This window comes from Streptomyces sp. SID14478 (assembly GCF_010548525.1).
GTDB lineage: Bacteria > Actinomycetota > Actinomycetes > Streptomycetales > Streptomycetaceae > Streptomyces.
Genome location: NZ_JAAGMG010000003.1, coordinates 1 through 12,693, shown reverse-complemented (window position 1 = coordinate 12,693; position 12,693 = coordinate 1). Strand labels below are relative to the sequence as shown.

The window sequence follows — 12,693 nt, the reverse complement described above, 5'->3', positions numbered from 1 at the left end:
GTCGGCCGCGCAGGCATCCAGCAGGGCCCGCCCCACGCCCGTCGACACCTGTGCGGGCCGGGCGTACAGGGCGTACAGCTCGGCCTCCCCGGGCGGCACGTCGTGATCCCGGCCGGGACCGTGACAGCCCCAGCCGACCACGGCCCCGGCCCGCTCGGCGACGAACTGCCCGCGCCGGCGGAACCGCTCCCGCCGCCGCGCGGCGTCCTGCGCCACGCTCATCCCGTCGAGGTACGCCTGCGGCATCAGTCCGGCGTACGCGAACTGCCAGCCGCGCACCCGCACTTCGGCCACGGCGTCGCAGTCGTCCGGCGTCATCGGGCGCACCGAGGGGCGGGCGAGCAAGGTCATGGACCTATCCTCGCCCACCCCCGCACGGAGTTCCTAACCCCGGAAGCCGAGCAGTCCGTGCAGCGCGGTGCCGCTCGACGTGGCGGACGGCGACGCCGCCTTCGTCGTCAGCGGCGCCGGATCGGGCAGCTTCTTGCAGACCGCGTCGACCTCGCCACCGCTACGCGGTACCTTCCCCGACGCGAGGTACGTCGCGAGGTGCTTGTCGAGGCAGGCGTTGCCGCTGAGCGTGATGCCGTGGTTGCCGCCGCCCTGCTCGACGACCAGGCTCGAACCGCGCAGCAGCCGATGGACCGTCGCACCGCCCTCGTACGGCGTCGCCGCGTCGTCCGTCGCCTGGAACAGCAGCACCGGCGGCAGAGCGGAGTTGGTGACGTCGGTCGGACCGAGCGGCGGGGTCGGCCAGGACAGGCACGGCGCGTTGTACCAGGCGTTGTTCCATGTCGAGAACGGCGCCTTCTCGTGCACCTTCGTGTTGTCGGCGCGCCAGCGGCGGTAGTCGCGCGGCCACCACGCGTCCCGGCACTGCACGGAGGTGTAGACGCTGTAGCCGTTGTCACCGGAGGCGTCGATCGCCGCGAAGTTGCCGTACGCCTCGACCAGCGGGTCCGCGTCCTTGTCGTTCACGTACGCCGCGAACGCCTCGGCCAGATAGGGCCAGTAGCCGTTGAAGTAGCCGCCCGGCAGGAACGTGTCCTCCAGCTCGCCCGCGCCCACCTTGCCTTCCGCGGGCTTCTTGGCCAGCGCGTCGCGCATCGCGTACCACTTGGCCTCGATCTTCGCGGGGTCCTTGCCCAGCTTGTACGTCGCGTCGTACTTCGCGACCCAGGCCATGAACGCCTGGTGCCGGGCGTGGAAGGCGTAGTCCTGGCCGAGGTTGTCCCGGTACCAGACGCCGGTCGGGTCGACGATCGAGTCGAGGACCAGTCGCCGCACCCGCTCGGGGAAGTACTTGGCGTAGACCGCGCCCAGGTAGGTGCCGTACGAGTAGCCGAAGTAGTTCAGCTTCTTCGCGCCGAGCGCGGCCCGGATCGCGTCCATGTCCTTGACGGTGCTGACCGTGTCGATGAACGGCAGGATGTCGCCGTACTTGTCGCCGCAGGCGCGGGCGAAGGAGGCGGCACGCTTCAGGTTGGCCTGCTCGATCGCCTTCGTCGTCGGCACGCTCGGCGGTCGCACCGGGTTGAAGTAGCCGGGCTTGCAGTCGAGCGCGGGCTTGCTCTTGCCGACGCCGCGCGGGTCGAACCCGATGACGTCGTACTGCGCGGCCACGTCCTTGGGCAGGCTCGTCGCCACGAAACCGGCGAGGGTGAGCCCGCTGCCGCCGGGGCCGCCGGGGTTCACCAGGAGCGGGCCCTGGGACTTCTTCGCCGTGTGCGGGACCCGCGACAGGGCGAGCGTGATCTGCCGCCCGTGCGGGCGGTGGTGGTCGAGCGGCACCTTCAGCGATGCGCACTGCAGCGTCGGATAGTCCGCCGTGGCGCACTTCTTCCAGGTCACGGCCGTGGTGCGCGGGGTCGAAGGGGCCGAGCCGGTCTCCGCCCCCGCGGCGCCGGCCGAGGTGACGAGTGCGGAGGCGGCGAGGGCGGTGACGCCGCACAGAGCGACTGCGCGTTTGTTCATGGAGCCTCCCGGGACGGAGGGGTCAGGGCCGCGGGTCCACGGCTCGTGCGGCATGTTCCCGTAAAGCCCGGGCGGAAGAATCGGTTCGGCGGAAGTTGACCCGATCGCGCTCACATGAGGGTCAACTGCGTCGGGGCGGCCGCCTCCTCCGGCGTCGTGCCCTGCTCCGGTACGCGGACACGCCGTGGCAGCCCCACGCGCGAGGGCCCGATCCCGTACTCCTCGGCCAGCTCGTGCACCTGCCGCGTCACCCGCCGCTGGTACCACTTGGGGGCGTAGGCCCCCTCCGCGTACAGCCGCTCGTAGCGCCGGACGAGATACGGGTGGTGCTGCCCGAGCCAGGCCATGAACCACTCGCGGGCGCCCGGCCGCAGATGCAGCACGAGCGGCGTCACCGAGGTCGCGCCGGCCCGCGCGACGGCCCGCACCGTCGCCCGCAGCTGCTCCGGGCGGTCGCCGAGGAAGGGGATCACCGGCGCCATCAGCACCCCGCAGCCGATCCCGGCGTCGGTGAGGGCACGCACGGCGTCGAGCCGTCGCTCGGGTGCGGGCGTGCCCGGCTCCACGGTGCGCCACAGCTGCGGGTCCACGAAGCCGACCGAGACCGAGATGCCGACGTCGGTGACCTCGGCGGCCTGCCGCAGCAGATCGAGGTCGCGCAGGATCAGCGTGCCCTTGGTCAGGATGGAGAACGGATTGGCGTAGTCGCGCAGCGCCTCGATGATGCCGGGCATCAACCGGTAGCGGCCCTCGGCCCGTTGATAACAGTCGACGTTCGTGCCCATCGCGATGTGGTCGCCGTGCCAGCGCCGCGAGGCGAGATGGCGGCGCAGCAGCTCGGGTGCGTTCACCTTCACCACGATCTGGCTGTCGAAGCCGAGCCCGGTGTCGAGGTCCAGGTAGCGGTGGGTGTTGCGGGCGAAGCAGTACACGCATGCGTGGGTGCAGCCGCGATACGGATTGACCGTCCACTCGAAGGGCATCCGCGACGCGCCGGGCACCCGGTTCACGATCGACCTGGCCCGGATCTCGTGGAAGGTCACCCCGCGGAACTCGGGGCTGTCGACGGTACGGGTGGTCACCGCGTCCGCGCCGAACAGCGCGGCGTCCGGAGCCCGGCCGTGTTCGGCCCGGTCGTCCGTGAGGTTCTCCCAGCGCATGACGCCTCCTCGGTAGCACTGACCACAGAATAGAACACATGTTCCCTTGATCGTGCGACGTGGACGAGGGGGCGATTTTGGCGGCCGGTGCGGAGGGTGGTTGGCTTGGTGGCGCCCGTCAGGGCTCCCGGGAAGAACGACATGCTGGAGGAAGTGACATGGCGCAGGTCGAGGCCACCACGGAACGTGTTGTAGCCGCGAAGCCGGACGACGTCTTCGACGCCCTCGCCGACTACAACGGCACCCGGCAGAAGCTGCTGCCCGAGCACTTCAGCGAGTACGAGGTCCGCGAGGGCGGCGACGGCGAGGGCACCGTCGTCCACTGGAAGCTCCAGGCCACCAGCAAGCGCGTCCGCGACTGCCTGCTCGACGTGTCCGAGCCCACCGACGGCGAGCTCGTCGAGAAGGACCGCAACTCCTCGATGGTGACGACCTGGCGCGTCACGCCCGCCGGTGACGGCCACTCGCGCGTGGTCGTCTCGACGGTGTGGAACGGTGCGGGCGGCATCGGCGGATTCTTCGAGAAGACCTTCGCGCCCAAGGGCCTCGGCCGGATCTACGACGCCGTGCTCGCCAAGCTCGCCGCCCAAGTGGAGAAGTGACGCACGGGCGCTTCCCGTGCTGAATTGCCGCTCACCGTTTCGAGTGGTTTTCGTTTCGCCTCCGTTGTACGCCGTAGGGCTCCGACCGGCGCATACGCCGCTCGAACCCGCCTGACGTGCGCCCCGTCGCGCTTGCCCCCCGTTGTCGCGTAATGCGAGAAATGGGCGGCGCAAGGGCGACGAGGGGAGCTGCAGGTGGGCACGACGACACTGGTGACCGAACCCGTGGGGGAGCGGGAGGCGGCGCGGGAGTCGGTTCCGGTCGCCGCCGCACCGCCGCCCCGACCGGACGTCGGGCGCGAGCAGTTGCCCGCCCACGGGCTCAGCCCGAGCCGGGTCCGGATGGTCTTCGTCGGCCTGATGCTGGCGCTGCTGCTCGCCGCACTCGACCAGATGATCGTCGCCACCGCGCTCCCGAAGATCGTCGGTGAGCTGCACGGCCTGGACAAGATGTCCTGGGCGATCACCGCGTACCTCCTCACCTCCACCATCGGCCTGCCGATCTACGGAAAGCTCGGCGACCTCTTCGGCCGCAAGGGCGTCTTCCAGTTCGCCATCGCCGTCTTCGTCATCGGCTCCGCACTCGCGGGCCGGGCGCAGAACATGGACCAGCTCATCGCGTTCCGCGCGATCCAGGGCGTCGGCGCCGGCGGCCTCATGATCGGCGTACAGGCGATCATGGGCGACATCGTGCCGCCCCGCGAACGCGGCCGCTACATGGGCCTGATCGGCGCCGCGTTCGGCCTCGCCTCGGTCGCGGGACCGCTGCTCGGCGGCTACTTCACCGACCACCTCTCCTGGCGCTGGTGCTTCTACATCAACGTCCCGTTCGGCCTGGTCACCTTCGCCGTCACGGCCGTCGTGCTCAAACTGCCCAAGCCCACGACGCGGGGCCGGCTCGACATCCTCGGCTCCCTGCTGCTCGCCGCCGCCTCGACCTGCCTGGTCCTGCTGACCAGTTGGGGCGGCACGGAGTACGCGTGGGGCGACCGGGTCATCATCGGCCTGGGCGCCGGGGCGGTCGTGTCGAGCGTGCTCTTCGTCGTCGCCGAGAAGTACGCGAGCGAACCGCTCATCCCGCTGCGCCTGTTCCGCGACTCGGTGTTCAACCTCAGCGGCCTCGTCGGCATGGTCGTGGGCGTCGCGCTCTTCGGCGCGGCCAGCTACCTCCCGACCTTTCTGCAGATGGTCGACGGCGCCTCCGCCACCGAGTCCGGACTGTTGATGCTCCCCATGATGGGCGGCGTCGTCGGCGCCTCCATCATCTCGGGCCAGCTCATCAGCCACACCGGCCGCTACAAGCTCTACCCGATCCTCGGCAGCGCCCTGTCCACCCTCGGGATGTACCTCCTCTCCCGTCTGGAGGTGGACACCCCGCGCCTCGAATACAGCGTCTACATGGCGGTGTTGGGCGCCGGCATCGGCCTGATCATGCCCGTCCTCGTGCTCGCCGTGCAGAACGCGGTCCGACCGGGCGACCTCGGCACGGCCACCAGCGCCAACAACTACTTCCGGCAGATCGGCGGCAGCGTCGGCGCCGCCATCTTCGGCACGCTCTTCGCCGACCGGCTCTCCGACGCACTCGCCGACCGCGTGCCCACCACCGGCCCCGGCGGGCTGCCCGACGCCGAGTCCATCACCCCGCAGCTCGTGCACGCGATGCCCGAGGCGCTGCGCACCCCCTACATCCAGGCGTACGCGGATGCGATGCCCCGCATCTTCCTCTACTTGGTGCCGGTCCTCGTCCTGGGCCTGCTCCTCGCCTTCTTCCTCAAGGAGACCCCCCTCGTGTCCAGCACCGCCCCCTCCGAGAACGCGGCGAACCCCGTCCCGTCGCCCGTCGTGCCCGCCCAGGAGCGTGTCTCGTACGCCGCCGGAGTTCCGGTGTGCGGCACGGTGCGGCACTCCGACGGCACCGCCGTGCCGAGCGCGGCACTCACCCTCATCGACGTCGGCGGCACCCAGATCGGGCGCGGCGCCAGCGGGGACGACGGGCGGTACGCCCTGTCGACGCCGGGCACCGGCAGCTACGTCCTGATCGCGGCGGCCGGCGGACACCAGCCGCAGGCCGTCACCGTCACCGTCGGGGAACGCCCGGTCGACCTCGACGTGGTGCTCGGCGGCGCGGGACGCCTCGCGGGCGCGGTGCTCACGGCGGACGGCACCCCCGTACGGGACGCCACCGTCACGCTCACGAACGTGCACGGCGAGGTCGTGGCGACCACCCGCAGCGCGCGTGAAGGGGCATACGTCATCACGGAGTTGGTGGCCGGTGAGTACACCCTGGCCGCGAGCGCCCCGGCGTTCCGCCCGGCGGCCCTGCCGGTGACCGTGATGGCCTCGCGCGAGACCCGCCAGGACGTGGAACTGGCGGGCGGGGCGGTGCTGCGCGGCACCGTGCGGGCGAGCGGCGGACGCCCCGTGGAGGACGCCCGGGTCACGCTGCTCGACGCCGCGGGCAACGTGGTGGACACCCTGACGACGGGCCCCGACGGCACGTTCCGCTTCGTCGACCTGTCGTCGGGGGAGTACACGGTGATCGCGGCGGGTTACCCGCCGGTGGCCACGGTGCTGCAGGTCGCCGGGGGCGGTCGTACGGAGCGGGATCTGCAGCTCGGGCACGAGGACTGAGGGTTCGTCCGCGGGTGCGTGGGGGGCTGCTCGTGTGGTTCCCCGCGCCCCTGCCCCTGCGTCGCGCGCGGTTCCCCCGGAGCGCGGGTGACCGCGGTTCCGTCCTCGTCGGCCCGCAGCCGTCCACGGCGCGGGCCACCTGTCAAGGCGCTCCCGGCAATTCGCCGGTAAGCGCCCCTGGCGCACACGCCCGGCCGTACGGTGAAGAAGGCCGTGGGCACTGCCGACGGCCCGGCGGGAAGGAGCGCGGCCATGGACGGCACGGATCAAGCCCCGCAGGGCCGCGTCCCGCTGGCCGTGGTCGTCGTGGACCAGGCGGGCCGCGTCTCGCACTGGAGCACCGGTGCCCGCCGTCTCTTCGGCCCCGCGCGGCAGGACGCGGTGGGCAGGGCCGCCACCGACCTGCTTCCCGTCTCCGGCGCCCTCCCGCAGGACAGCGCCGATGACGATCCCGCGACGCCCGGCGTGTACGCCGGGGACGACGTGCTCGGCCGCGGCCTGGAGGAGTCCCTCGGCGGCCGCACCTCCTACCCGGCCGCGGGCCGCGCCCGGCTCGACAGCGGCGCGGGGCCGCCCGAGCGCATCGACGTCCTGTGGTGGGCGTACCCCCTGGTGGGCCCGGGACCCGAGCGGCTGCTCGTGCTCGCCGCCGACGCCCGGCGGCTCGGCGACGGCACGCAGGAGGCGGTGCACGAGCGCATCGTCCCCGGCTTCGCCCTGCACACCGACTTCGCGGCAGCGGACGAGCTTGCCCGCGCACTGCCCGAGATCCTGCCCAGCATGAGCGTGCGGGAGGGCGCCCGCATCGTCGCCCAGGTCCTCGAACTCGGCTATCCCGTGCTGGAGTTCAGCCAGCACGACCGCGTCCCCGTGACCGCCGACTGGGGTGTCGCCCGGCGTACCGAGCGCAAGGCACAGCGTGCCCGGGCGGCGCGCGACGCCGTGGCGGGGGTGCCTGCCCCGCGGGCGCCGCTCGACGACGCCGAGGACCTCGAGTACGTGGCCGTGCGCGAGCGCCTGGAGTTCCTCAACGAGGTGAGCGGGCGCATCGGTTCGTCCCTCGATCTGTCCCGCACCATCGTCGAGGTCAGCCGCGCCGTCGTGCCCCGCTTCACCGACGTCGCCGGGACGTACCTGCGCGAACAGGTCGTCGCCGGCGAGGGCTTCCCCGACGGCCCGCCCGACGCGAGGACCATGTGGCACCGCGTCGCCCTGGAGCACACCGACGAACCGGGCCGCTGGGACGACGTGGTGCCGGTCGGCGAGTCCATGCCCTTCCCGGTGCACACGCCGTTCTTCCAGTGCATGACGAGCGGCGAACCGGTGCTCGTCCCCTACATCTCCGAGGAGATGGGCAACGGCATCGCGTCGCAGTTCGAGAAGCGCGACATCCGCCCGCTGATCACCCACCGGTCCATGCTCGTCGTCCCGCTGAAGGCGCGGAACGTGGTCCTGGGATTCATGATCCTGCTGCGCCACCAGGAGCGGCCCGTCTTCAACGACATGGACCGGGCCACCGGCGCCGAACTCGCCGCACGCGCCGGTCTCGTGCTCGACAACGCCCGCATGTACACGTACCAGGAGTCCGTCGCCGAGACGCTCCAGGACAGCATGCTGCCGCACATCGAGGCGCACATGCCGGGCTGTGACATCGCCACCCGCTATCTGCCCGGCACCCTGCTCGGCCGGGTCGGCGGGGACTGGTTCGACTCCGTCAAACTGCCCGGTGCGCGTACCGCACTCGTCGTCGGCGACGTGATGGGCCACGGGCTCAACTCGGCGGCGATGATGGGACAGTTGCGCACCGCCGTACAGACCATGGCGGCCCTCGACCTGCCTCCGTCCCAACTCCTGCGCAATCTTGACGACTTGGCGCAGCGCCTGGGCGAGCACTACCTCGCCACCTGCCTGTACGCCGTGTACGACCCCATAGCCGGGGAGCTGCACCTGGCCAACGCCGGGCACATCCCGCCGGTGACCGTGCGCGCCGCCGACGGCCGCAGCGAACTCCTCGACCTGCCCACGGGCGCGCCGATCGGCGTGGGCGGTGTCCCCTTCGAGTCGGTACGCGTCCCGGTGGCGCCCGGCGACCGCCTCGTGATGTGCACCGACGGTCTCGTCGAGGTGCGCGGCGAGGATATCGGCGTGGGGCTCGCCGCGCTCTGCGAGTCCGCCGCTCACCCGGCCGCCTCGATGGATGACGCCTGCGACACCATCATCCGCTCGCTCGGCGGTCGCGGCGGCCGCAAGGACGACGTGGCGCTCCTCATGGTCCGCATGGGCGGCATCGAGAGCGCCGACGTCGCGCAGTGGGAACTCGGCACGGAACTGTCCGAGGTGCCCCGTGCCCGCGAACTCGTGCGTCAACAGCTGGCGGAATGGGGTCTGTTGTCGGTCGAGGACACCGCGGTGCTCCTGGTCGACGAACTCGTCACGAACGCCGTGCGGCACGCGAGCAGCGGACCGGTGCAACTGCGCCTCGTGCGGTCGGGAACGCTGCTGTGCGAGGTGGAGGACACCGCGCAGGCGCTGCCGACACTGCTCAGCGCCGGACCGGGCGACGAGTTCGGGCGCGGGCTGCGCGTGGTCGCACGGCTGGCGCGCGAGTGGGGCGCGAGCCGCACGGCGACCGGCAAGACGGTGTGGTGCGAACTCACCACCCGGCGCGCGGGCAGCTGACCCGGCGCACCCACCTCGAACGAGCGGTGAAGGTGTGCGCCGCGCGCTTGTCGGGTGCCTCCCGGCGCGATAGACCGACCAGACACCTCGGCCGAGTCCGTCGCCGCACCCCGGGAGGGTCCATGAGTGTGACCGAGCGCTACAAAGAGGCGTGGGAAGGCTTCTGGCAGGACGCGCCCGAGGAGCCGGGGAGCGTCTTCTGGGATGCGGAGCCCGGCCTCGCCGTGGGCCTTCATCTCGCCCTGTTCGCACCGCAGTTGGCGGTACCGGAGCTGCCCGTGGTGGACCTCGGCTGTGGCAACGGCACGCAGACCCGCTTCCTCGCCGACCGCTTCGCGCGGGTCGTCGGCGCGGATCTGTCCGCCGCCGCGCTGGCACGGGCCCGCGCCGCGGCCGGCGCCCGAGCGGCCGACTACCACCAGCTGGATGCCACGCGGACAGAGCAAGTAAGCGCGCTGCACGCCGAGTTGGGGGATGCGAACGTCTACATGCGGGGCGTGCTGCATCAGAGCGAACCCGCCGACCGGCAGGCGCTCGTCGACGCGGTGGCGACGCTGGTGGGGGAGCGCGGGCGCGGCTTCGTCGTCGAACTGTCGGAGCGGGCCGGGCCCGCCCTGCGGGAACTCGCCCGGCACCCGGCGGGGCCGCCGCCCAAGCTCGCCCCGGTGTTCGCCCACGGCATCGCCCCCGGCGAGGTCTCCGACGCGGCCGTGCCCGGCTACGTCGCCGAGGCGGGCCTCGCGGTACTGCTCTCCGGTGAGCTGCCGCTGATCACGACCGAGTTCACCGCGGGCGGTGACCGCATCGAGCTGCCGTCCCGCTGGCTGGTGGTGGGGCGGCCGTCCTGAGAGACGGCCGACGGCTCGGACGGGGCTGACGACATCCTGCGCCCGGTCGCGCGCCGGGTCACGGCCGAGGAGTGCGACGGCGGCCACGACTGCGCCTGGCGGTACGGCCTGGCGGTACGGCACGGCGCGCTGGTCGACGCCCTCGTACGGACGCGGACGCCGGAGCCGTCCACAGGGCGCTGACGAGCGGGAACGATGCCGAACGGGTACGACATTGGTCTAGACACCTGAGAGTTATCCACAGGCCTGGTGAGGTGCGCCGGAATCCGCGTACGGTGCTGCTCATGAAGATCCTCATCAGCGCCGACATGGAAGGCGCCACGGGTGTGACCTGGCCGGCGGACGTCCTTCCCGGCACGCCGCAGTGGGAGCGCTGCCGCACGATGTTCACCTCGGACGTGAACGCGGCGGCGCTCGGTTTCCTCGACGGCGGCGCCGACGAGGTGCTGATCAACGAGGCGCACTGGACGATGCGCAATCTGCTCCTGGAGCAGCTCGACGAACGCGTGGAGATGCTCACCGGACGCCACAAGGCGCTGTCCATGGTGGAGGGCGTTCAGCACGGTGACGTCGACGGCATCGCGTTCATCGGCTACCACGCGGGCGCCGGCATGGAGGGCGTCCTCGCGCACACGTACCTGGCGAACCAGATCACGGGTGTCTGGGTGAACGACGTGCGGGCGAGCGAAGGCCTGCTGAACGCCCACGTGGTGGCCGAGTACGGCGTCCCCGTCGTCCTCGTCACCGGCGACGACCACGCCTGCGACGACGCGCTCGGCTATGCGCCCGAGGCCCGCAAGGTCGCCGTCAAGGACCACGTGTCCCGGTACGCGGCCGTGTGCCGCACCCCCGCGCGCACGGCCGCCGACATCCGGGCAGCCGCCAAGGACGCCATGACGCTCGCGGGGCGCCACGCGCCCGTGCAGGCGGGCCCGTTCACCGTCGAGGTCGAGTTCGACGCCGAGCACCTCGCGATGGCCTCGACCGTCGTGCCCGGGGTCGCGCGGATCGCCGAGCGTAGGATCGCGTACACGCACGAGACCATGTACGAAGGCATCCGCACCTTCAAGGCGGTCACCACGATCGCCTCGGCCGCGGTGGAGGAACAGTATGGCTGAGCAGCTCGTTTCGACCGTCGACGAGCAGGCGCTCGACGAAGTCGTCACCTTCACCTCCGAGCTGATCCGGATCGACACCACGAACCGGGGCGGCGGCGACTGCAAGGAGCGCCCGGCCGCCGAGTACGCGGCATCGAAGCTCGCCGAGGCCGGACTCGAACCGACGATCCTGGAGCGCACCCCCGGCCGCGGCAACGTGGTGGCCCGTATCGCCGGCACCGACCCCTCGGCCGAAGCGCTCCTGGTCCACGGCCACTTGGACGTCGTACCGGCCGAGGCCGCCGACTGGAGCGTGCCCCCGTTCTCCGGCGAGATCCGCGACGGCGTCGTGTGGGGCCGGGGCGCCGTCGACATGAAGAACATGGACGCGATGATCCTCGCGACCGTACGGCAATGGGCCCGCGTCGGGTTCCGGCCCCGGCGCGACATCGTCATCGCCTTCACCGCCGACGAGGAGGCCAGCGCCGAGGACGGCTCCGGGTTCCTCGCCGACCGGCACGCCGACCTCTTCGAAGGCTGCACGGAGGGCATCAGCGAGTCCGGCGCCTTCACCTTCCATGACGGCAGCGGCAAGGAGATCTACCCGATCGGCGCGGGCGAGCGCGGCACCGGCTGGCTGGAGCTCACCGCGCGCGGCAAGGCGGGCCACGGCTCGAAGGTGAACCCGGCCAACGCGGTGAGCCGCCTGGCCGCCGCCGTCGCCCGCATCGGCGCGCACGAGTGGCCGATCAGGCTCACGCCCACGGTGCGCGCGGCCCTGTCCGAACTCGCGGCCCTGTACGGCATCGAGGCCGACGTGCACGCGGCGGACTTCGACGTCGACGGCCTGATCGCCCGGCTCGGCCCGGCCGCGTCGCTCGTCGAGGCGACGGTGCGCAACAGCTCCAACCCGACGATGCTGTCCGCCGGATACAAGATCAACGTGATTCCGGGCGAGGCCACCGCCCACGTCGACGGCCGCTACCTGCCGGGCACCGAGGACGAGTTCCGCGCCACCCTCGACCAGCTCACGGGCCCGGACGTCGACTGGGACTACCACCACCGCGAGGTCGCGCTCCAGGCCCCCGTCGATTCGCCGACGTTCGCCAGGATGCGGGCCGCGGTCCAGGAGTTCGCGCCCGAGGGACATCCCGTCCCCTACTGCATGTCGGGCGGCACGGACGCCAAGCAGTTCTCCCGCCTCGGCATCACCGGCTACGGCTTCGCCCCGCTCAAGCTGCCCGAGGGCTTCGACTACCAGGCGCTGTTCCACGGCGTCGACGAGCGGGTCCCGGTGGAGGCACTGCACTTCGGGGTGCGGGTGCTCGACCGGTTCTTGCGCTCGGCATAGGCGCGCCCCCGACCGGCGCGACGCACTAGGAAAACGCGGAGGACACGGTGAACATGGAGGGCCAGGAGTAAATGGGGGGCGGGGACGACATGGTGCACACGCAGGGCCACGGCTCCTGGCCGTCGCCGATCGACGCCGCGCTGGCCGCGGCGCACGACGGGCAGCCGGAGTACGTGGGGTTCGTCGGCGACGAGGCGTGGTGGACCGAGCCACGGCCCACCGAGGCGGGCCGCCGCGCCCTGGTGCGCCGCAGGCCCGACGGCACGGAGCAGTCGGTCCTGCCCGCCCCGTGGAACGTGCGCAGTCGCGTCATCGAGTACGGCGGCCGCCCCTGGGCCGGCGCGGACCGGC

Annotated in this window: 9 protein-coding genes and 1 pseudogene; 7 read left to right on the top strand and 3 right to left on the bottom strand. The window is 72.0% G+C overall.

Annotation, left to right across the window (positions count from 1 at the left end; genetic code table 11):
* The 3 genes from G3I40_RS00315 to G3I40_RS00305 all read right to left on the bottom strand — a co-directional run.
* The coding region (locus tag G3I40_RS00315) for a GNAT family N-acetyltransferase (RefSeq protein ID WP_239091433.1) at positions 1–351 on the bottom strand (351 nt) is incomplete at its 3' end.
* A 33-nt stretch (positions 352–384) separates the two neighbouring features.
* On the bottom strand, positions 385–1,974 hold the full coding sequence (locus tag G3I40_RS00310) for an alpha/beta hydrolase (RefSeq protein WP_164300118.1): 1,590 nt from the start codon (positions 1,972–1,974) through the stop codon (positions 385–387).
* Between the two features lie 110 nt (positions 1,975–2,084).
* A complete protein-coding gene (locus G3I40_RS00305) occupies positions 2,085–3,134 on the bottom strand; it encodes an Rv2578c family radical SAM protein (protein WP_164300117.1) in 1,050 nt (349 codons plus the stop codon).
* 158 nt (positions 3,135–3,292) lie between these two features.
* On the opposite strand from G3I40_RS00305, the gene G3I40_RS00300 reads away from it, so the two are divergent.
* From G3I40_RS00300 to G3I40_RS00270, 7 genes and pseudogenes are all read left to right on the top strand, one after another.
* Positions 3,293–3,736: an SRPBCC family protein gene (locus G3I40_RS00300; RefSeq protein WP_164300116.1), complete on the top strand. Its 444-nt coding sequence runs from the start codon at positions 3,293–3,295 to the stop codon at positions 3,734–3,736.
* A gap of 195 nt (positions 3,737–3,931) precedes the next feature.
* Entirely contained in the window at positions 3,932–6,367 is a 2,436-nt protein-coding gene (locus G3I40_RS00295; protein ID WP_164300115.1) for an MFS transporter, read from the top strand.
* Positions 6,368–6,619: 252 nt separating this feature from the next.
* Positions 6,620–9,046 carry a SpoIIE family protein phosphatase gene (locus G3I40_RS00290; RefSeq protein WP_164300114.1) on the top strand — a complete coding sequence of 809 codons (2,427 nt, stop codon included), beginning with the start codon at positions 6,620–6,622 and terminating at the stop codon, positions 9,044–9,046.
* A 122-nt stretch (positions 9,047–9,168) separates the two neighbouring features.
* Positions 9,169–9,894, top strand: coding sequence for a methyltransferase domain-containing protein (locus G3I40_RS00285; RefSeq protein WP_164300113.1), 726 nt, complete (start codon positions 9,169–9,171; stop codon positions 9,892–9,894).
* A gap of 284 nt (positions 9,895–10,178) precedes the next feature.
* On the top strand, positions 10,179–11,012 hold the full coding sequence (locus G3I40_RS00280) for a M55 family metallopeptidase (protein ID WP_164300112.1): 834 nt from the start codon (positions 10,179–10,181) through the stop codon (positions 11,010–11,012).
* Positions 11,005–12,342 carry a M20/M25/M40 family metallo-hydrolase gene (locus G3I40_RS00275; protein ID WP_164300111.1) on the top strand — a complete coding sequence of 446 codons (1,338 nt, stop codon included), beginning with the start codon at positions 11,005–11,007 and terminating at the stop codon, positions 12,340–12,342. The genes G3I40_RS00280 and G3I40_RS00275 overlap by 8 nt, the downstream gene beginning before the upstream one ends.
* A gap of 71 nt (positions 12,343–12,413) precedes the next feature.
* Positions 12,414–12,693, top strand: a pseudogene (locus tag G3I40_RS00270) (S9 family peptidase); the annotation flags it as partial.

Bases quoted from the DNA above. Each gene is read 5' to 3' on its own strand.
- G3I40_RS00310 (WP_164300118.1), bottom strand. From the start codon at position 1,974: ATGAACAAACGCGCAGTCGCTCTGTGCGGCGTCACCGCCCTCGCCGCC.
- G3I40_RS00305 (WP_164300117.1), bottom strand. From the start codon at position 3,134: ATGCGCTGGGAGAACCTCACGGACGACCGGGCCGAACACGGCCGGGCT.
- G3I40_RS00300 (WP_164300116.1), top strand. From the start codon at position 3,293: ATGGCGCAGGTCGAGGCCACCACGGAACGTGTTGTAGCCGCGAAGCCG.
- G3I40_RS00290 (WP_164300114.1), top strand. From the start codon at position 6,620: ATGGACGGCACGGATCAAGCCCCGCAGGGCCGCGTCCCGCTGGCCGTG.
- G3I40_RS00285 (WP_164300113.1), top strand. From the start codon at position 9,169: ATGAGTGTGACCGAGCGCTACAAAGAGGCGTGGGAAGGCTTCTGGCAG.
- G3I40_RS00280 (WP_164300112.1), top strand. From the start codon at position 10,179: ATGAAGATCCTCATCAGCGCCGACATGGAAGGCGCCACGGGTGTGACC.
- G3I40_RS00275 (WP_164300111.1), top strand. From the start codon at position 11,005: ATGGCTGAGCAGCTCGTTTCGACCGTCGACGAGCAGGCGCTCGACGAA.